This is a genomic window from Aquisalinus luteolus, from assembly GCF_009712425.2.
GTDB lineage: Bacteria > Pseudomonadota > Alphaproteobacteria > Caulobacterales > Parvularculaceae > Aquisalinus > Aquisalinus luteolus.
In genome coordinates this window covers 339,666-358,982 of the sequence record NZ_VCJR02000001.1, presented here as the reverse complement: position 1 = coordinate 358,982, position 19,317 = coordinate 339,666, and the positions used below count along the sequence as shown (strand labels likewise).

The 19,317-nt window shown below is 62.5% G+C and carries 17 protein-coding genes; 8 read left to right on the top strand and 9 right to left on the bottom strand.

Going from position 1 to position 19,317, the window contains the following annotated elements:
• Positions 1-70 precede the first annotated feature (70 nt).
• The 3 genes from FF098_RS01530 to sppA form a co-directional block, all read right to left on the bottom strand.
• Complete coding sequence (locus FF098_RS01530) at positions 71-754, bottom strand: CoA pyrophosphatase (protein WP_166426269.1); 684 nt, start codon at positions 752-754, stop codon at positions 71-73.
• Between the two features lies 1 nt (position 755).
• The gene (locus FF098_RS01525) at positions 756-1,322 is read right to left on the bottom strand and encodes a DUF1285 domain-containing protein (protein ID WP_155136380.1); all 567 of its coding nucleotides are present in this window, start codon (positions 1,320-1,322) and stop codon (positions 756-758) included.
• A gap of 73 nt (positions 1,323-1,395) precedes the next feature.
• Positions 1,396-3,330, bottom strand: a complete 1,935-nt coding sequence (gene sppA, locus FF098_RS01520) for a signal peptide peptidase SppA (RefSeq protein ID WP_155136377.1) — start codon at positions 3,328-3,330, stop codon at positions 1,396-1,398.
• A 199-nt stretch (positions 3,331-3,529) separates the two neighbouring features.
• Here sppA and FF098_RS01515 point away from each other — a divergent pair, with 199 nt between their 5' ends.
• The 5 genes from FF098_RS01515 to FF098_RS01495 all read left to right on the top strand — a co-directional run bounded on the left by FF098_RS01515 (position 3,530) and on the right by FF098_RS01495 (position 11,071).
• Positions 3,530-4,528: an AAA family ATPase gene (locus FF098_RS01515; protein ID WP_155136375.1), complete on the top strand. Its 999-nt coding sequence runs from the start codon at positions 3,530-3,532 to the stop codon at positions 4,526-4,528.
• A 9-nt stretch (positions 4,529-4,537) separates the two neighbouring features.
• Positions 4,538-5,434 (top strand): DUF58 domain-containing protein, encoded by an 897-nt coding sequence (locus FF098_RS01510; RefSeq protein ID WP_155136373.1) that lies wholly within the window; start codon positions 4,538-4,540, stop codon positions 5,432-5,434.
• The gene (locus FF098_RS01505) at positions 5,435-8,242 is read left to right on the top strand and encodes a DUF4159 domain-containing protein (RefSeq protein WP_155136369.1); all 2,808 of its coding nucleotides are present in this window, start codon (positions 5,435-5,437) and stop codon (positions 8,240-8,242) included.
• Positions 8,239-10,350: a hypothetical protein gene (locus tag FF098_RS01500; protein ID WP_155136366.1), complete on the top strand. Its 2,112-nt coding sequence runs from the start codon at positions 8,239-8,241 to the stop codon at positions 10,348-10,350. Before FF098_RS01505 ends, FF098_RS01500 begins: the two co-directional genes overlap by 4 nt.
• Before the next feature lie 124 nt (positions 10,351-10,474).
• Positions 10,475-11,071, top strand: a complete 597-nt coding sequence (locus FF098_RS01495) for a hypothetical protein (RefSeq protein WP_155136363.1) — start codon at positions 10,475-10,477, stop codon at positions 11,069-11,071.
• A 24-nt stretch (positions 11,072-11,095) separates the two neighbouring features.
• On the opposite strand, the gene FF098_RS01490 is transcribed toward FF098_RS01495, so the two are convergent.
• A complete protein-coding gene (locus FF098_RS01490; protein WP_155136360.1) occupies positions 11,096-12,205 on the bottom strand; it encodes a sulfite exporter TauE/SafE family protein in 1,110 nt (369 codons plus the stop codon).
• A gap of 131 nt (positions 12,206-12,336) precedes the next feature.
• Here FF098_RS01490 and FF098_RS01485 point away from each other — a divergent pair, with 131 nt between their 5' ends.
• Positions 12,337-13,281 carry a tyrosine-type recombinase/integrase gene (locus FF098_RS01485; RefSeq protein WP_166426268.1) on the top strand — a complete coding sequence of 315 codons (945 nt, stop codon included), beginning with the start codon at positions 12,337-12,339 and terminating at the stop codon, positions 13,279-13,281.
• A gap of 12 nt (positions 13,282-13,293) precedes the next feature.
• Here the strand turns inward: FF098_RS01485 and FF098_RS01480 are convergent, their stop codons facing one another.
• Positions 13,294-13,758, bottom strand: coding sequence for a PaaI family thioesterase (locus FF098_RS01480; protein WP_205967333.1), 465 nt, complete (start codon positions 13,756-13,758; stop codon positions 13,294-13,296).
• Positions 13,755-15,473: a class I adenylate-forming enzyme family protein gene (locus tag FF098_RS01475; protein WP_155136354.1), complete on the bottom strand. Its 1,719-nt coding sequence runs from the start codon at positions 15,471-15,473 to the stop codon at positions 13,755-13,757. The genes FF098_RS01480 and FF098_RS01475 overlap by 4 nt, the downstream gene beginning before the upstream one ends.
• Before the next feature lie 217 nt (positions 15,474-15,690).
• Here FF098_RS01475 and FF098_RS01470 point away from each other — a divergent pair, with 217 nt between their 5' ends.
• On the top strand, positions 15,691-16,485 hold the full coding sequence (locus FF098_RS01470) for an inositol monophosphatase family protein (protein ID WP_155136351.1): 795 nt from the start codon (positions 15,691-15,693) through the stop codon (positions 16,483-16,485).
• On the opposite strand, the gene FF098_RS01465 is transcribed toward FF098_RS01470, so the two are convergent.
• The 3 genes from FF098_RS01465 to FF098_RS01455 form a co-directional block, all read right to left on the bottom strand.
• Positions 16,469-16,762, bottom strand: a complete 294-nt coding sequence (locus FF098_RS01465) for a hypothetical protein (protein WP_155136348.1) — start codon at positions 16,760-16,762, stop codon at positions 16,469-16,471. The two genes, FF098_RS01470 and FF098_RS01465, sit on opposite strands and share 17 nt — an antisense overlap.
• A gap of 18 nt (positions 16,763-16,780) precedes the next feature.
• Positions 16,781-17,374 carry a hypothetical protein gene (locus FF098_RS01460; RefSeq protein WP_155136345.1) on the bottom strand — a complete coding sequence of 198 codons (594 nt, stop codon included), beginning with the start codon at positions 17,372-17,374 and terminating at the stop codon, positions 16,781-16,783.
• Between the two features lie 123 nt (positions 17,375-17,497).
• Positions 17,498-17,890, bottom strand: a complete 393-nt coding sequence (locus tag FF098_RS01455; RefSeq protein ID WP_155136342.1) for a hypothetical protein — start codon at positions 17,888-17,890, stop codon at positions 17,498-17,500.
• A 430-nt stretch (positions 17,891-18,320) separates the two neighbouring features.
• Here FF098_RS01455 and FF098_RS01450 point away from each other — a divergent pair, with 430 nt between their 5' ends.
• Positions 18,321-19,316 (top strand): hypothetical protein, encoded by a 996-nt coding sequence (locus FF098_RS01450; protein ID WP_155136339.1) that lies wholly within the window; start codon positions 18,321-18,323, stop codon positions 19,314-19,316.
• Position 19,317: the final 1 nt, after the last annotated feature.

Genomic DNA, 19,317 nt, shown 5'->3' with positions numbered 1-19,317 from the left:
CTTGTGTGCAACCCAGGAAAAAGATGCGGTGGCCTTCTCTGGCAGGGATATGAGAGACGGCAGGGACAAATCAGGCCTTCATCACCCGCATCAGCGTGTGCACGATGCCGGCAGTCAGTCCCCAGATGTGCCAGTCCTGATAGGGCACGGCGAACATTGAATAGTCTATATCACCGAATCTGCGCTGCTCGATGATGTGGTTCGCCTCGTCGGCGAGGTGGTCGAGCGGCACCTCGAACAAATCATGGACCTCGTCAGGACAAGGCATGAAGGACGTAGACGGATGAATGATGCCGACAACAGGCGTGACGGCATAGCCCTGCCCGCCGAAATGGACGCCCATCTCGCCGACGACCTCGACCCGGTGGGGCGGGATGCCGACTTCCTCATGGGTCTCGCGCAGCGCGGTCGCGACCATGTTCTCGTCCGCCTCCTCTACCCGTCCGCCGGGAAAGGAAATCTGCCCGGCATGGGAGGGAAGATCCGATGAGCGCAGGGTGAACAGCACTGTCGGCGCTTCCGGCCTGTCGATGATCGGGATCAGCACCGCGGCCTCGCGAAATGTCTTCGGCTTTTCCTTCAGGATCGGCGGGAATTCCAGATGGGGATTGAGTTCCTGGAACAACATCCGGTCCTCGCGCGCCACTTCCTCGGCCATGCCTGCGGCCAGCTGCGTGCGCCAATGGCCGGGCCGGGGCGCGGGCTGCTGCCGCTTGGTTGATGGCCTTCGTGGCGAAGAAGGTGTGAGCGTCATGTCAGGGCTTCCGGGAATCGCTTTCCTCATAAGGGAATACAGCACCCGCGCTGCGCAGGAAAGGCGGATCGCCCTGCAGGAGCGTGACAAAATCATAATAGAGCGTGCGCGTCAGCCGCGCCTGCAGTCCGCTTCGCACCTCGACGTATGGTACGAGAGCCCCCTCCTCAGTCCTTTCCTGTACATCGCGGCGAAAGGTGATCGGATGATCTGGCCCGGCGACAACTTCGTCGCCGACATTGGTCCGGAAACGGAGGGTCCGGTCCTCGCCTTCCCCTTCTACCTCCATGCCGACGGCAAGGAAGGGCACATCCTCCACCGCCAGCTGCAACTTTTCCACCGGCGTGACGAGGAAATAGTCATCACCTTCGCGCTTCAGCACGGTTGAGAACAGCCGGACGAGTTTGGGGCGGCCGATGGGCGAGCCTTCATGCACCCAGACGCCGTCGCGGCGGATCGTGATATCGATCTCACCGCAATGGTCCGGGTTCCACTTCTCGACCGGCGGCAGCGGGCCATCGCCCTGCAGGTCGGACATGGAAGCGGCGAGTGCGAGCAAGTCAGTCATATAATAGAACTGGGGCCGGAAATGGTTTTGTCCATCCCGGCCCCGACATGATTTCCGATTTCGTCAGCAGACGCTAGAGTTCGCACTCCAGACAACGAACGTAGAGATTGTTCGGATCATTGTAAGCCTCGTAATAACGAGCCTCGTCAGCGACCTTCTGGATCATCTGCTTCAGTGCAGGCTGCTGGTAATCGGCAAGATAGCTGCCGAACATTTCAGTGTCGTCATAGGCCTGGCCGTTGAACAGGGCCTTGCTTTCGGCGGCGAGATTTTCAAGGAACTTCTCGAAGCGCGACTTGCTCTCATGCATCTCGACGAGATCATAATCGCCTTCGATACCGGCAAGTGCGGCAGCGGAAGCAACGGCATCGTCGAGCGAGCCCAGATTGTCGACCAGACCGATATCCAGTGCCGTCTCGCCGATCCAGACGCGGCCCTGGCCAATGGCATCGACTTCCTCCTTGGTCAGGTCACGACCGGTGGAAACGACATTGAGGAAGCGGTCATAACCGTTTTCGGTCGAACGCTGCATGATCGCGCCGAACTCTTCCGGCAACGGCCCGATGCCCGCAGCGATGATCGGCGACAGGTCGGTCGTGCCGACACCATCCGTGTAGACACCATATTCGCCGACCGTGTTCTCGAAGGTCTGGACGAAGCCGAAGATACCGATGGAACCGGTGATCGTCGTCGGTGCGGCCCAGATCTCGTCCGCATTGGCGGAGATCCAGTAGCCACCGGACGCGGCGAGCGAGCCCATGGAGACGACGACAGGCTTGCCGGCTTCCTGTAGCGCAAGCACTTCGGTCCGCATCACTTCAGAGGCAAAGGCAGAACCGCCCGGGCTGTCGACACGCAGGACGACGGCCTTGACGTTCTCGTCTTCGCGCGCCTGTTTCAGGTAACGGGCGATCGTGTCACCGGCAGCGACACCAAACGGCAGGTCACCGTCGACGATAGTGCCGGCGGCTGTTACGACGGCAATATCCGGCGCAGATGTGTTCTCCGGCGCAGCAGCAGAGACGAGATAGGTGCGGAACCCGACACCCTTGAAGCTCTTGCCTTCGCGATCCTTGCCGACAAGGTCGATCAGGTATTGCTTCTGGCCTTCGCGGTCACGCAGCTCATCGACGAGGCCGACATTCACGGCGGCCATGGCGAGGTCGCCATCGGCAGCATCGATGATCTCGACCGCATCGTCGGCATAGCTGGCGATCGTACCGGCAGGCAGGCCGCGGGCAGCTTCGATACCGCTGGTATATTCACGCCACAGTACGCTGAGATAGGCGCGGTTGGCTTCCTTCGCGGGCTCAGACATGTCATCGCGGGTATAGGGCTCCAGCGCGGACTTGTAGGTACCGACGCGGAACTCGTGATTGGTGACGTTGAACCGCTCGAACAGCGATTTCAGGTAGGTGCCATAGCTGCCATAGCCATAGATCAGCAAGCTGCCATAGTCGTGCAGCATGATGTGATCGGCATGGGAGGCAAGCAGGTATTGCTCTTGGCTGTAATAGTCGCCGACTGCCACGACCGTTTTGCCGCTCTCCTTGAAGGCGTCGATCTCGGCAGCGATGTCATGCAACTTGGAAGCGGCATAGGAAGGCACGTAGAGCTGGCCGAGGTCGAGGACCATGGCCTTGATACGGCTGTCGTCCTTCGCGGCGCGAATGACGCGGATGATATCGTGGACCTCGACTTCCGGCGGCTGACCGGCGCCATAGGCCTCGGCCAGGGCCTGTTCGACCGGGTCGATCGCGGCAGCCTGCTCGACCAGCACGCCAGCCGGGTTCAGGACGAGGGCTGCGCCTTCCGGCACTTTCAGGGACGGGCCCTGCTGGTTGCCGCCGCCACCCATCTGGGTCGCAACACCACCGATAAAGGCGACGAAAATGATCATGATGAAAATGAAAACCATCGCCTGCAGGAACAGGGCGATGCCAATGACCGCTTTGATGATCGTCTTGAAGAAACCCCAGAAGGTCAGTTTATTATCGCTGTCAGCCATTTAGCCCCTCACCATACGAATACTCTTTGTATAATCTTGGCCAGACGAGGTTAATATTCAATCCCTCAAGATGACGATCTGTCCATTTACGGTACTTTTCGTTGTCAAATTGCATCATACGGGGGAAAACCGGTGCTCCCGGATCAGGCGCAAGTCTAATACGGGATTTCTCAACAGTTTCAGGAGCTAAGGCGAGCATATGGCAGTTGACGGCGGACAGGCAGACGACATTCTGGAAGAATTCGAACAACTCTCCGTCAAGCTGCGCACCGTGCGCGGATCGCTGGGCGAGGTGATTTTCGGCCAAGAAGACGTGATCAACGAGGTTCTGACCGCCCTCGTCGCCGGCGGCCATGCGCTCCTGGTCGGGGCGCCGGGCCTTGCCAAGACCCTGCTCGTCACCTCCATGGCCAAGGTTACCGGCCTCGCCGACAAGCGGGTGCAGTTCACCCCCGACCTCATGCCCGCCGACGTGCTTGGCGCAGAGGTTCTGGAAGAATCCCAGACCGGCGAGCGGTCCTTCCGCTTCATAAAGGGGCCGATCTTCTGCCAGCTGCTGATGGCCGACGAGATCAACCGCGCCAGCCCGCGCACCCAGTCGGCACTGCTGCAGGCGATGCAGGAGCATCACGTCACAATCGCAGGCGAACGCCGCGACCTGCCAGAGCCCTTCCATGTGCTGGCAACCCAGAACCCGATCGAGCAGGAAGGCACTTATCCGCTGCCGGAAGCCCAGCTCGACCGCTTCCTGTTGCAGGTCAATGTCGATTACCCGTCCGAAGCCGCCGAGCGCCAGATGCTGGCTGCGACCACCGGCACGGTGAAGAAGGAACTGACCGCCGTCATGGGCCCCGCCGACCTGATCGCCGCACAGGCCATGGTCCGCAAGATGCCTATTGGCGAGAAGCTGGTCGATGCGATCCTGCGCCTCGTCCGCGCCGCCCGCCCGACCGGCGACGGCTCCGGCAAGATGGGCGACACCATCGCCTGGGGGCCCGGCCCGCGCGCGACCCAGGCCCTGTCGCTCGCCATGCGCGCCCGCGCCCTGATCGACGAGCGCGAAGCGCCGAGCCTCGATGACCTCGCTGCCCTCGCCGCGCCGGTCCTGCGTCACCGCATGGCGCTGACCTTCCGTGCCCGCGCCGAGGGACTGACGACCGACAAGGTCATTGCCGATCTGGTCAAGCGGGAGGTCTAGGCCCTCTTTATGGCCCCAAACCCACAGGACAGACTGCACCACCTGCGCGGCCAGGCCGAAACGCTGGCCAGTGCCCTGCCGCCGCTGCTGCTGGAGGCAGAGCAGCTGGCCGCGACGGTGCTCGCCGGGGTACATGGCCGCCGCCGCGCCGGGCCCGGCGAGACCTTCTGGCAATACCGGCCCTACGTGCAGGGCGACAGCTATTCACAGATCGACTGGCGCCAGTCCGCCCGCGTCGCCGACCGGCTCTATGTGCGCCAGCAGGAATGGGAAGTCGCCGCCACGCTGTGGATCTGGTGCGATGCCGGGGCGAGCCTTGACTATGCGTCCTCGGACGCGATCCCGACCAAGCGCTGGCGCGCGCAGATACTGGCGACGGCCCTCGCCTCCCTGCTGGCCCGCGCCGGCGAACGGATCGGCCTCGCCGGGTCCGGCCGCCGTCCCTTCATCGGTCGCCGCGCGCCTGAACTGTTCGCGGAGAAACTGCTCGGCATGCCGCAGGACGATGACGGCCTGCCGCCGCAGATCGAGACGCCGGGCCACAAGCGCTATGTGCTGATCAGCGATTTCTATACGCCGATCGAGGCGCTGGAAGAGCGGCTGAAGAGCCTCGCCCTCGACCATGCCCGTGCTCACCTCATTCAGGTCGTCGATCCGAATGAGGAGGATTTCCCTTTCTCGGGCCGCACGGAGTTCCTGCCTACACGCGGCGGCGAGAGCCCGCTGCTGTTCGGCAATGCCGGGGCCATCGCCAATGACTATACCCGGATTTACAAGGCCCATCGCGGCACGATTTCCGACCTGTGTACCCATTATGGCTGGACGTTCTCCACCCACCGCACCGACCACCCGGCGCAGACGGCGCTTGCCGCGCTTTATCGCGCGCTGATGCCGGAGGTGGTGTAGATGATCGGCTCCCTGAGTTTCGCTGCACCTTTAGTGCTGGTCGCACTCGCTGTCCTGCCCGTGCTGTGGCTGCTGTTGCGCGCCGTGCCGCAGGCACCCAAACGCACACGCTTTCCCGGCCTGTTCTTCCTGCGCCAGCTGCGCAACAGGGAAGAGACGCCGAGCCGCACGCCATGGCCGCTTTTGCTGTTACGCATGCTGGCGCTGGCCGGGCTGATCATCGGCCTTGCCGGGCCGCGCCTGCATGCGCCGGAGGAAACTGGCGGCACAGGGCCGGTACTGGTCGTCCTCGATGATGGCTGGCCGGCCGCTGACACATGGCAGCTGCGCCGCACCGCCCTCGCAGCCATAGCCGCGGAAACTGCCGACACCGACCGGCAGATCTGGGTACTGACGACAACGCCGCTGGAAACCTCCCGCCAGGAAGAAGCCCTCCGTGGACCGATGACACCGGAAGATTTGTCGCGTTATGCCGATAGCGTCAGTCCGCGCGCGCTGGCACCGGAACGCGGTGAGACAATCCCGCTGCTGCGTGAGCTGTCCCAAAGTTTTGACGGCAGTGGCGATATTCGCTGGCTGTCCGATGGTGTCTATACCGGCAGCGATCTGCCGGAGCGCCAGTTCGCCAACAGGCTCGGCGAACTTGGCCGCGTCAGCATCTATCGCGAGCAGCTTGACGCGGTGCAACCTGGCGTGCAGGCGTTGACCTCCATCGCCTATCGCGCTGACCGGCTGGAAGCGGTGGTCACTCTTTCCGAACCCGCGCAAGCCGACTTGAGCGGTACACTGAACGTTAGCGCCCGCGATGGCCGTCTGCTGCAACAGGCGAGCTTTACCGTGGCCGAAGGCGCAACGACCACCCGCACCGATATCGACCTGCCGCTGACCCTGCGCAACGAGATCGGCGCGGTCAGGATCGCCGGGGAGCGCTCCGCCGGGGCGGTGCAACTGGCTGATGCCTCCTCCCGCCGGTCCCTCGTCGGTATTGCCGGGTCCGGCGAGCAGCTATCCGGCACCCTTCTCGATGGCAGCTTCTATATCCGACAGGCGCTGGCGCCCTATGCGCTGTTCACCGATGGCACGATCGGCGATCTGGCCGCCTCCGACGCGACCGTGATCTTTCTCGACGATATCGGCCGCCTGCGCCCCGGCGACGCAGAGGCACTGGGCCAGTGGGTCGAGGATGGCGGCGTGCTGATCCGCTTTGCCGGGCCGACGCTGGCCGATGTCGCGCAGGACGCGAGCCGCGCGGCGGAGAGTGAATTGCTGCCCGTGCCCCTGCGCGGCGGCGGCCGGGCATTCGGTGGCGCCCTGACATGGGAAGAACCGCAGAGCCTTGGCGGCTTTGCCGAGGACAGTCCGTTCGGCGATATGGAGATCGACCCTGAGATCGTCGTGCGGCGCCAGATTCTCGCCCGCCCTGGCGCAGACACAGCAGAGCGCAGCTGGGCGTATCTCGCCGATGGCACGCCGCTGGTCACTGCCCGCCCGCGCGGCGAAGGCATGCTGGTGCTGTTCCATGTCACAGCGAGCCCGAGCTGGTCTGAACTGCCCGTGTCTGGCCTGTTCGTCGAAATGCTCCGCCGTCTGACGGCCCTGTCAGTGACGGAGGCAGCAAGCCTCGACCCGGACCAGACTTTCGCCCCTTACCGGGTGCTGGATGGCTTTGGCACGCTGACCGACCCGGCAGACACGGCAGAGCCCATCACCGCAGCGCAAGCAAGCGAAGGCGCCAGCGCTGACATGCTGCCCGGCCTCTATGGCAGCCCCGATACGCCGCTCGCGGTCAATGCCGTTACGGCGCAGACCAGTCTCGGCCCGCTCGCTGCCATCGGCGCCTATGGCAATGCCCGCCCGCGGCTTTATCAGGAGCGCCAGCCGGTGACGCTTGCGCGCTGGTTCTTCATCGCCGCGATCCTGCTCGTCATCGCTGAAATGCTGTACACGATGCTGTTGCAGAACAAGCTGATCCCGGGGCTCAAGAGAGCGGGCACGGCAGCAATCATATTGGCTGCCTGCGCGATCACCATCTCCCCGACAGGAGACGCAATGGCGCAGGAGCGCCCGCCCATCGACCGCAAGGCAATCGAGTCGGCGCTGAACACCCGCCTTGCCTATGTCATCACCGGCGACCGTGAAATCGACACGCTATCGGATGCCGGCCTGCGCGGCCTGTCCTTCGAGCTTGCCCGCCGCACAGCGCTGGAACCGGCGGACCCTGTCGGGATCACTCTGGCGACGGACGACCTGTCCCTCTACCCGATGCTGTACTGGCCGGTGACGGCGACAACGCCTGTGCCTGCCGAGGATGTTCTCGCCCGCATCGAAGCCTTCATGGCCAATGGCGGGTTGATCGTGTTCGACACGCGCGACGGCGAACGCGTCATCGGCAATTCGCAAACGCCCGAGGGGCTGGCCCTGCGCAATATCCTAGAGCTGATGAACGTGCCGCCTCTGGAACCGATGCCGAGCGGGCACGTGCTCGGGCGCTCCTTCTATCTGATGGACGACCTGCCGGGGCGCAGCGACCAGGGCCCGGTCTGGGTCGAGGCACAGGGCGCCGTCGGCAATCTCAATGACGGGGTCACGCCGATCATCATCGGCGGGCGCGACTGGGCCGCCGCCTGGGCGGTCGACCAGTATCAGCGGCCGTTGCGCCCGATGGGTCCCGGCGGGTATCGCCAGCGCGAACTTGCCTTCCGTGCCGGGATCAACATGGCGATGGTCGCCCTGACCGGGAATTACAAGGTAGACCAGCTACAGGCCGAAGCCCTGCTGGAACAACTGGGAGAGGAGGCCGATCAATGAGCGGTCTCGTCTTCTCCCCCATGATCCCGCTTACCTGGTTCTGGGCGCTGGCGGCGGTCAGTGGCCTCATCGCGATATACATGATCGTCCGCTCGCCGGTCGGGGGCCTGTTCCGCCTCGTTGCACTGGCCGGATTGCTGGTCCTGCTGGCCCAGCCGCGCCTGTTGCAGGAAACGACGACGCCCCTGCCCGATATCGCGCTGATCGTCACCGATGTGAGCGCCAGCCAGGAGCTGGATGCCCGCAATATCGTCACCGGCGAGACAGTGGAAGTCTTGCGCCAGCGACTCGCCAATCTGCCCGACATGGAAGTGCGTGAGGTCAGCGTGGAGGGCCGCCAGGAAACGCGCCTTGGTGAGGCGATCTCCTCCGGCCTTGCCGATGTGCCGCGCGGCCAGCTCTCGGGCGTCTTTGTCGTCACCGACGGCCAGAGCGCCGATGAAATTCCCACCGCCCAGAGTCTCGGCATCACCGCGCCCGTCCACCTGATGCTGACAGGACGAGAGGACGAACAGGACCGCGTCGTGGAAATTCTCAGTGCACCGCGCTTCGGCATCGTCAACGAGGAAGCGGAAATCCGCTTCAAGGTTGCCGACTATGGCTTCGATGGCCGGCTCGCCAATGTCTACCTGCGCGTCAATGGCGAGGAAGTCGTCAGCCGCACCGTGCAGGTCGGCGAGGAACTGACCCTGACCGCCCCCCTGCCCCGCCCGGGCAAGACGGTGATCGAGCTGACCGCGGACAGCGTCGATGGCGAGCTGACGACCCGCAACAACCGCGCCGTCATCCAGATCTCCGTCATCCGCGACCGGCTGCGCGTGCTGCTCGTCTCAGGCGAGCCCCATGCCGGCGAGCGCGTGTGGCGCAATCTGCTGAAGTCCGACCCCGCTGTCGACCTGATCCACTTCACCATCCTGAAGCCTGCGACCAAGCCTCGCGTCGCGCCGGTCGAGGACCTCGCGCTGATCCGCTTCCCCGAGAACGAGCTGTTCCTGGAAAAACTGGACCAGTTCGATGTGCTGATCTTCGACCGCTATACTTATCGCGGTGTTATGAGCCCGCTGCATTTCGACAATATCTCCCGCTATGTGGAGAATGGCGGCGCGATGCTGATCGCTTCCGGCCCGGAGTTTATCGGCGAATCCTCCCTCGCCGGCCGCCGCAACCTTGCCTATATCCTGCCCGCCCTGCCCAACGGTGCGGTCGAGAACGAGCCTTTCATCCCTATGCTGAGCGATGACGGGCAGCGCCACCCGGTCACCGCCACTTTGGACGATGCAGGAGACTGGGGCCGCTGGATGCGCGTCATCGGCGTGACGCCGCGCGGCGGACGCAGCCTGATGGAAACGCCGGATGGTGCGCCGCTGATGATCGTCGACCGGGTCGGCGAAGGCCGGGTCGGCCTGTTGCTCTCCGACCATGTCTGGTTGTGGGCCAGAGCCTTCGATGGCGGTGGCCCGCACCGGGAGATGCTGAGACGCCTGGTCCACTGGCTGATGAAGGAGCCGGAGCTGGAGGAAGAGTCTGTGGTCCTCACCGCCGATGCGGAGAATGGCCGCATCGCGATCACGCGCCGCACGATGGAAGACAACATCGAACCCGTCACACTGCGCTTGCCCAGCGAGGAAAGCGTGAGGCTGGAGCTGGAAGAAGACGGCCCCGGCGAGTGGTCGGCGATCTATGAAAACGCTGAACCTGGACTCTATACGGCGGCGACGGAAACATCGGACGGCAGGAACCTGTTCGACGTCACCGCCCTCGGTCTTGCCGCCCCGCCTGAATATGCCCGCGTCCTGTCTACGAATGAATTCCTGGCGCCGTTGGTCGAGGCAAGTGGCGGCGGTGAGTACGCCGTTCGTCAGGGAGGCAGCGTGCGCGTGCCATCTATCCGTCAGGTGCGTGAAGGCCGCCCGGCAACGGGGCGTGGCGACGACTCCGGCTGGGCCGGCATCATCGACCGCGATGCTGAACGGCTGGAGTCCGTTAGCGCCCGCCCCCTCGCACCCGCATGGGCCTGGCTGGCGCTGATCGGCGGGTTGTTCGTCATCGGCTGGCTGCTGGAAGGTCGCTCTTCGCTGTTCCGCCGCCCGGCACCTGCGGCTGAGTGATTTTCATCATTTGATCCAGTTTGGTGGTTGACAATGCGGCGTATGCTCGCCCCCCACCCGTCTTAACGCCGCTTAAACGAATGTTGCGATATCAATAAGGCTCACGTTTATAGCGGAGTATGTCGTGATCGGGAAAAAGCGCCAGGACAGTGCGGCAGCCCTGAAAACACCGGAACAGGAAGCCGAAGATGTCATGCGTTCGCTCGCCCGGGCGCTGAACAATCCGCTCAAATCCACCGAGAAACCTGTCCCCCGCCAGAGCCAGGATCTGCGCCATACGCTGCGCGCGATCGAAGCCTCTTTCTACCTGCTCGACCAGCTGCGCGATGTGATCGTCGAAGCCTGCCATCTGGTGCTGCGTGCCAATGTGATCGAGGATCTCGCCGGCCGTGCGCTTCTGGCCGAGCAATATGACGAGCTGCGCAACTCCATCGAACGACTGATCGCCGGGGCCGAGGAAGAAGCCTCAGCCCTGCTCGGCCCGACAGCGGAAGGCATCACTGCGAGCCTGAACGCGACCAGCACCTATACCGTCTTCCCGACCCGCCTCAGTGTCTCCGATGACAGCATCGACCTGCCGCCGCCGATCGAGGGCTTTGCCGATACGGCAGAGGTTGCCCGCATCCTCGGCAAGCTCGACAAGGCGCTCGACACGCTCGACCAGGTTTCGGCCTCCTATATGAAGGACGCCCAATACTTGATGACCAAGCTGGGCCAATAACCGGGCCAGTAATCAGGCGAGTAATCACCCTTCGGATTTGGATTCGCTTTTTTCCTTATCGTCTCCCGCCCGAAGACCTGCATAAGCAACATCGCCAGTCCCACGCCGTGATCGGTGCGTGTTCTTTTCCCCCATCCTGAACAGCCACAGGAAGATGACGTTCATCAGCACGATGCCGGCGAGTGATAATGCGAAGACTGGTAGGGAGACCTGTTCCTTCAGCACTGTCCAGACATATTGCACGATGCAGAGCGTGCAGACGATCAACAGCGTCGGTGCCCGCGGTAACCGGTTGACGACGATGGCACCAAGCGGCGCGCCCAGCGCCACGACCGGCGCGGCGGCGAGAAAATTCCACGCCACTTCCGGCGAGAGATAATACAGGCCGGGATTGATCCGTGACAGGATGATATTGGACAGGATTCCGATGACCGAGGTGACCGCCATGAGGATGACCGAGGTCGGGATCGCGATCTTCAGGTCCTCGCGATAGAACAGCACCAGCACGGCATAGATCATCATGTCGATGCCGACCCCGGTCAGCGAGGCGACAACCCCGCCGGTCACGCCGATGGCGAGGCCGATGGGGGTATCCAGTTTGCCATGGGGGTCGCGCGTGCCGTCCGGCTTCAGGATCGCGCGCAGTTTCAGGAAATGGATGACACCGAACCCAGCCCAAACGACAGCGAAGATCAGCTTGACCGTCAGGTCAGGGGCATAAGGCGCAATCAGCGCCGCGCCCAGCGGCGTGCCGATAAGCGTGCCGATAAGCGCCGGGCGCAGCAGGCGCAGGTCGATGGGCGTGCGCGACGACAGGATATAGATGGTCGCCGAGATCATGCCGACGGACTGGATTGCGAGGCCGAAATTGCGCCCCAGCGACGCAGGCTGGTCGAACAGCAAGACGAGGACCGGAAAACCGACCGTGCCGCCGCCCATGGGCGTAGACCCGGCAAAATAAGACCCGGCCATCATGGCGAGCGAAATCGGCCAGTGGCTGAGGACCTCGTCCCAGAAGCCGAAGCCGCTGACGACAATCAGCCACGTCGTATAGAACACGCAGAGCCAGGCGAGGAATGGCCACAGGCGCCGCCATCCTTTTTTCTCTGTCCTGCTGTGATCTTGCCCGTCCAAGCGAGGCCCCTGCCGCTGAAATCAAACGGCTATCCTATATTGATGCGGCCACATCGGGTCAATTGGGCCGTCTAGAAGGCCTGATGGAAAGGCTTAATGACGGGTTAACCACAAGCTGGTCTGATAACTTCATGAGCAGTGCCCGCCCCTTTGCCATCCTCCGCGCCGATTATGCCCGCTGGCTAGATACCGAGCGGCGGATGAGCCCGCGCACGGCGCGCAACTATCTGCACACGCTGGACCTGTTTTCGGATTTCCTGTCCGGCCATCTGGGCGAGGCAATCACCGGGACCACTTTCGGTGCGCTGGAGACACGCGACTTCCGCGCTTTTCTCGCCCTGCGCAAGGGCGAAGGGCTGACAGCGCAGACGCTGCGGCTCGACCTTTCGGCGATCAAGTCGTTCTATCGCTTCCTGCGCAAGGAGACGGGCATGACCAATCCCGCGCTCGCCGCGTTGCGCTCGCCCAAGCTGCCGCCGCGCCTGCCCAAGCCGCTGACACGGCCCGATATGGACGCGATGATCGGCAGCGCCGCCGATCCGGAAAAGGGCTGGGAAAATGCCCGCGACGTCGCAATGCTGACCCTGCTCTATGGCATGGGCCTGCGCGTGTCCGAGGCGCTGGACCTGACCTGGGCCGAGGGCGACATGGGCAACAGCCTGACCGTGACCGGCAAGGGCTCGAAGTCGCGCATGCTCCCTGTGCTGCCTCAGGTGAAACAGGCGATTGCGACCTATCGCAAGGCTGTGCTGGCCGACCAGACTGCCCGACACTTCATCGCGCGCTGGGACGGGCAAGTGCCGCCGCTGTTCTGGTCCAAGACCGGCCGCGCGATGACGCCGCGCATGGCACAGGAACTGACGGCGACGCTGCGCCGCGGTCTCGGCCTGCCGGCGACCGTCACGCCCCACGCCCTGCGCCACTCCTTTGCGACACATTTGCTAGGCGAAGGCGCCGATTTGCGCGCGCTGCAGGAACTGCTCGGCCACTCTTCGCTCGCCGCCACCCAGCGCTACACACAGGTCGACACGGATACGCTGCTGAAGACCTATCGCAGCGCGCATCGGCGGGGTTAACCGAGAAGTTGACTATTTCAGCTCACGGACTTCATTGCGCTCACCCGCCGGCATGACGACGGAATCGCCGATGGCGATCAGCTTTTCCTCGCCCTCCTGCACGGCGAAGATGTCCGCGCGGACCACGACCTGCCGCTTCGAGCGGGAGACCATCTGCCCCCGGGCGATGAATTTCGCCCCGATGCCAGGCCGCAGGAAGTTCACCGAATATTGCGCCGTCAGCACGTCCCCGACCACCGTCGCGGCGGTGTAAGCGCAGACATTGTCGACAAGGAAGCCGATCATCGCCCCGTGCAGGAAACCGTGATGCTGGGCCATGTCCTCGCGCCGGAACGGCATTTCCAGTTCGACCAGTCCGTACTCGACCCTGTTGACCGTTACGCCCGTCCAGTTAGAGAAGGTCTGCTGCGAAACCACATAGGACAGCGCCTCGCGGCTGACGAGCGGCTCTGGCTTACCTTCCGGCGTATCGCTCACTTGGTCGCATCCAGATGCGGCGGGAACTGGATCGCCGTCTTGGCGATGAATTTCTTGTCGAGCTTATCAGTCGAGCCGCGCGGCAGTTTCTGCGGCGATATCCAGATCTTCTCCGGCACCTTGAAGCCGGCGACATGCTGCAACAGGAAGTCGCGCAGCGCCTGTGGATCGATTGTCTTGCCCTCACCGGCATAGACGACTGCGCCGACGACTTCGCCCATCTTCTCATCCGGCACGCCGAAAACCGCTGTTTCCTGCACACCATCGAACTTGTAGATCTCGTTCTCGACCTCGAGGCAGGAGACATTCTCCCCGCCGCGGATAATCAACTCCTTCAGGCGGTCGACGATATAGAGGAAGCCCTCCTCATCGATCTTGCCGAGGTCGCCAGTGCGGAACCAGCCATCTTTCGTCAGGGCCTTTTCTGTTTCTTTGGGCATCGCCAGATAGCCGCGGAAGGTGGCGGGGGACTTGACGCAGATCTCACCAACCTCACCGGGCGGCATCTCTTCCATCTTGTCGTTGAAGATCTTGAACTCCGTCACCGGCGGGATAGGACGGCCAGCCGAGTCCGGCTTTGCAAGATACTCGCTGAGGCCATTATGGCAACCAAGGGCATTCGTCTCCGTCAGTCCGTAGCCGGAGGATGCCCGCACTGCCGGAAATTTATCCGTCATCTCGGCGACATGATGGGCGGGGCGTTTGGCACCGCCCGTGACGATATCCGTCACGGTGTCGAGATCGCCCGGCTTGGCATGTTCGATGACCTCGTGGGACTGGGTCGGCACGACGGCGAGATTGGTGATCTTTTCCTGCTTGATGAGGCGCAGTGCCTCATCCACATCCCAGCGATACATGAACACGATCTTGCGCCCGGTCAGCCATGACAGCAGGAAAACCGAATGCGAGGCGGTAACATGGAACAAAGGCAGCGACAGCAGGATCACCGCATTTTCCACGATGATCTTTGCATCGGGCCGCAGCTCGTTGACCACCTGCTGCAGGAACGACCAGGACAGGACGGCGTTGATGACGCTGCGATGGGTTAGCATCGCGCCTTTCGGCCTGCCGGTAGAGCCCGACGTGTACAGAATGCAGAAATCGCTGTCGGCATCGATGGCGACCTGCGGCATGTCCGCCGACGGGGCATTGGCGATCAGGTCCTCAAGGTCGGCATCGGCATGCTCCGACGGTTCGCGCGCTGCGATGAAGGTCAGGCCCATCTCTTCCTTGACCGGCGCGAGATAGCCGAGGCGTTTGGCATCGCCGATCACGAGTCTTGCCTCGCAATCGCGCATACCGTAATGCAGCTCTTCCTCCCGCCACCAGGCGTTCAGCGGCACGACGGTCGCGCCCGCAGCGATGATGCCCAGATAGGCGATGCACCATTCCGGATAGTTCCGCATGGCGATGACGACCCGGTCGGCGGGCTTGATGCCATAGTCGCCAATCAGCACCTGCGCCAGGCGGCAGGCCTTCTGCCAGACCTCGCCGATCGTGTAGCGCTCATCCTCATAGACCATGAATTCGGCGTCCTTGAACTCGGCTGCCTTCATCGCCATCAGGTCGCGCAGGGACATGTTCGAAGCGGCGAAGACGCGCGGGTATTCGACTCCGCGCACGGTGATCGGCATGGTGGCGAACAGGCCGCCCTCGGCCAGTTTGGCGTCAATCTTTTCCTGCAATTCAGGGCCGGTAATCGGTGCAACTGTCATTGTGGTCTTTCACGGTATGTGGGGGATTTTGTTATCGTTGTCCCCACTCTAACCGACCGGCCCGCCGCACAAAACGGTTTAACGCAGTTGCATAGCAGCAATCACCCGCGACATTGTGGGCCAGACAAGGCCCTCGCCAACCATATCCGGGCTTGCGCCTCGTTTATCTGGCGCTATGGTGCGCGCGACTTCCCCGATTTTCCGAAAGATACCCGAAATGGCCCATCTGTCCGCCACCCTCAACGTCATGATCACCGCCGCCCGCGAGGCCGGCAAGTCCCTGCGTCGCGACTTCTACGAGGTCGAGGCCCTGCAGGTCAGCCGCAAGGGCGCCGCGGACTTCGTCTCCGCCGCCGACCTGCGCGCCGAGGAGATCATCTTCCAGTCCCTGTCGAAGGCCCGCCCGAAATACGGCTTCCTGATGGAAGAGCGCGGCGATGTCGAAGGCAGCGACAATTCCAACCGCTTCATCGTCGACCCGCTGGACGGCACAACCAACTTCCTGCACAACGTGCCGCACTGCTCGGTCTCGATCGGCCTTGAGCGCGACCGCCAGCCATATGCGGGGGTTGTGTACAATCCGATCACGGACGACCTGTTCTATGCCGAGAAGGGCGAAGGCGCCTATCACAACGACAACCGCATCCGGGTGTCGAACAAGAAGGATTTGACCGAGTGCCTGTTCGGCTGCGGTCTGCCCTACAAGGGCAAGCTGAATTGCGGGCCGGTCCTTGAAGAGATCGACCGGGTGACGAAAGAGACCGCCGGTGCCCGCCGCATGGGCTCCGCCGCCCTCGACCTCGCCTATGTCGCCAAGGGCCGCTACGATGCCTATTGGGAACGCGGCATCAATGCCTGGGACGTGACCGCCGGAATCGTGCTCGTGCGCGAGGCAGGCGGCATGGTGACCCATCTCGACGGCACGGACGACAAGCCGCACCTGACTGGCGCCGTCCTCGCCACCAATGGCGAACTGCAGGACGCCGCCCGCAAGATCATTCTGGGGCGGTAGTCAGCCCTGCCAAGAGGGCGCAGGCGCTGCCATTCTCTTTTGACAGATATTCGGCAAGCCACGCACCCGTCATGTTGGGTGAGTTCTGTCGGTACCAGTCGAGCCGCCGGATCTCCTGCGGCACGCCTCTGCCCCGCCCTGCGAAGAGCAAGGCAGATATTTTCGGCTTTACCTTGGCTATTTGCCTGATCTCGTCAGGCCGTGGCGGATCGATGAAAATATCGGTGCTGCTTCTCGTCGTGTCGACGTCGTAAAACTCTGCTGCGCATATACCCACGATATTGCCCTCGATTTCTCACAGCAGTGTGCGCTGGCGTGATGGTGGCAGGGTCCACGGATAATCGACATAGGTCTGGGCATGATGGCGCACATGGAAAAAGGTCGTCCAAGCCAAAGGATCGGAGTTGCCATCTTCGTGAACGCGCAGGATCAGCCCGCCATCGCGAACAGTTACGCGCGGCCACTCATAGATGTAGGACCGGTAGTTGGCGGAAACGATAATGATCGGAAAGTCATGAAAAGCGAAGGGTACGTGGCGCTCGAGCCGTTTCAACTGCTCCGCCGTATGCGCACAAGCTTGCTCGATATTACCTTCATATTCCGCCGAGATGAAAATCGGTGCTCCACCCTGCGCCGGACAGGCGATGTCCTTGTCGACCGCAATGATGGTCCTGAAATCATCCGACGTATCGTCATTGCGCCGTCGCAGCGTCGCGTAGGTGATGCTGCGTCCGATGACATATGGACGGTAACCGACGGCATCCAGACGTTTGGAGACGACTGCCTTATCATCGACCGGCTCAAGAAAGGCATAAAGCGGGCTGTACGGATCACTGACGCATGACGGCAACATTGCTGCCAATAGCGCCAGCATCAGTCCAATGCGCATTTTTCGAGCCGCCGAAGTCACGCTGCAACCGTTGCGCGACGGGCTGCCCGGGGTCAACCCGCGCCAACAAAAAAGCCCCCCGAAAACCGGGAGGCTTTTGCTTGATCAGATGATGATTTGATATCAACGCGAGGCGTATACGGCGTCGGTCTGCACGCGGGTTACGCGGGTGCGCAGGTCGCTTGTCAGGGCAACTGCCTTGCCATTGTAGAACAGCACCGTGTAGGTGCCCGCGCCGCGGGACGAGCGGCCGAGGTCGGCGCGGACGTCATAATCGACAGCCCAGCAATTGTATTCCTTGTTGCCTTTCAGCTTGGCGACAACCTGATAAGGCTGGCTGGCCTGGCGCACTGTGGCGCCGACGGAATCGCTCAGGCGCGATTCGATATAGTTCACGGCCTTGCTGTCATAGCTGGCAGGCTGTGCAGAGAAATCGCCGGCGAAAGCGCTCATGGCCGGCATGGCGATGAGGCAGGCTGCGGCGGCGAGACAGGTTTTCAGAGTGTTTTTCGTCATAATGTTTGCTCCCTTATAAAGTCGGGTTTCGGTATGGATTTGTCATCGAAACGAAACATATGTGTCACATTTCCTTCACATTAGTGACACGACTGCACTGAGTGCGCAAGAGAAAACATGCACTGAGTGCCTAAAAAGTGCACAGAGTTCGCCCCTAAACGGGTGCGAAAATCTCATAATCTATTGAAAATACTGAGATATCATTCTACAGCGCAATCAGTGCGACTCCTCTGGATAAGCTAGGTTGATCAGGTCAAAAGACCGAAAAACTGTCGCAAAACGTGACAATAACCGGAAAAACGACACAAAGAATCACTAGCTTTGGCTTCACGGCACGGTGTTTTCCGTTATTCTGAAACAGGCCTGCCTGCCCGACGACGAGTTTGGGCGGGGCTGTGGGGTCCCGTGTTGTATGAAGGGGTATTAACGCATGTCACGCTCTCTCGACCGATCCGTCCGTTTCAACGGACCCGGCGGTTACATCATCAACATGGTCATCTTCCTCGCAGGTGTCGGCGCGATCGCGTTCTACCTGTCGCCACTCAGCCCACAGCCGACGAACCTGCTGGTCGAGGCATTCCAGGCCAACGTCGCCTTGAACGGGCTGATCCTGTTCGTCCTCGGCCTCGGCATCATCTACAATCTTCGCCAAGCCGCCGTCGTCGGGCCAGCTGTCAGCTGGGTCAATTCATTCCGCAATTCCGTTGATCCGTCACGCACCCGCCTTCCCCGCCCGCCAGCGCTGATCGGCGCCATGTCGCGTATGCTGCTCGATGCAGACGAGCGCGGCGGCCGCCTGTCGCAGGCCTCGACCCGGGCGATCCTCGATTCCCTCGGCCAGCGTGTTGACGAGGGCCGCGAGTTCGGTCGCTATATCTCCAACCTGCTGGTCTTTCTCGGCCTGCTTGGCACGTTCTGGGGCCTGTTGCAGGTCGTCTCTTCCGTTGCGCTGGTGATCGGCTCTCTGGCCTCTGCCGGTGGCGGGGGTGAAGCCGGCGATGCCGTGCGCCAGCTGATCAACGGGCTGCAGGCGCCGCTCTCCGGCATGGGCACGGCGTTCTCCTCATCCCTATTCGGTCTCGCCGGATCGCTGATCATCGGCTTCCTCGATATCCAGGCCGGTCAGGCGCAGAACCGTTTTTATACGGACCTTGAAGACTGGCTGTCCGGCATCACCGAAACCGTCACGACCTCCAGCGGCGGCGACCGCGCTTCCATGGAAGTCGGCAAGCCCGAAGACCTGCTCTCAGGCCTGCAGCGTATCGAGGCTGCGGTCACCCGCCTCGCCAATGCGCAGTCCGAAGCGCAGACCAAGGCGAGCGAGGACGTGCGCCGCGAGATCCGCATGCTTGGCCGCACGCTGATCGAGGGCGTGCCCGCCGAGGACACACCGCCTGCGCCGAATTCTCCCAACAAGGGCCGGTAAA

Coding starts and splice junctions, on each gene's coding strand:
- FF098_RS01510 (WP_155136373.1), top strand. CDS start 4,538: ATGGCCCCAAACCCACAGGACAGACTGCACCACCTGCGCGGCCAGGCC.
- FF098_RS01475 (WP_155136354.1), bottom strand. CDS start 15,473: ATGACAGTTGCACCGATTACCGGCCCTGAATTGCAGGAAAAGATTGAC.
- FF098_RS01460 (WP_155136345.1), bottom strand. CDS start 17,374: ATGCGCATTGGACTGATGCTGGCGCTATTGGCAGCAATGTTGCCGTCA.
- sppA (WP_155136377.1), bottom strand. CDS start 3,330: ATGGCTGACAGCGATAATAAACTGACCTTCTGGGGTTTCTTCAAGACG.
- FF098_RS01470 (WP_155136351.1), top strand. CDS start 15,691: ATGGCCCATCTGTCCGCCACCCTCAACGTCATGATCACCGCCGCCCGC.
- FF098_RS01455 (WP_155136342.1), bottom strand. CDS start 17,890: ATGACGAAAAACACTCTGAAAACCTGTCTCGCCGCCGCAGCCTGCCTC.
- FF098_RS01450 (WP_155136339.1), top strand. CDS start 18,321: ATGTCACGCTCTCTCGACCGATCCGTCCGTTTCAACGGACCCGGCGGT.
- FF098_RS01485 (WP_166426268.1), top strand. CDS start 12,337: ATGAGCAGTGCCCGCCCCTTTGCCATCCTCCGCGCCGATTATGCCCGC.
- FF098_RS01505 (WP_155136369.1), top strand. CDS start 5,435: ATGATCGGCTCCCTGAGTTTCGCTGCACCTTTAGTGCTGGTCGCACTC.
- FF098_RS01530 (WP_166426269.1), bottom strand. CDS start 754: ATGACGCTCACACCTTCTTCGCCACGAAGGCCATCAACCAAGCGGCAG.
- FF098_RS01500 (WP_155136366.1), top strand. CDS start 8,239: ATGAGCGGTCTCGTCTTCTCCCCCATGATCCCGCTTACCTGGTTCTGG.
- FF098_RS01525 (WP_155136380.1), bottom strand. CDS start 1,322: ATGACTGACTTGCTCGCACTCGCCGCTTCCATGTCCGACCTGCAGGGC.
- FF098_RS01515 (WP_155136375.1), top strand. CDS start 3,530: ATGGCAGTTGACGGCGGACAGGCAGACGACATTCTGGAAGAATTCGAA.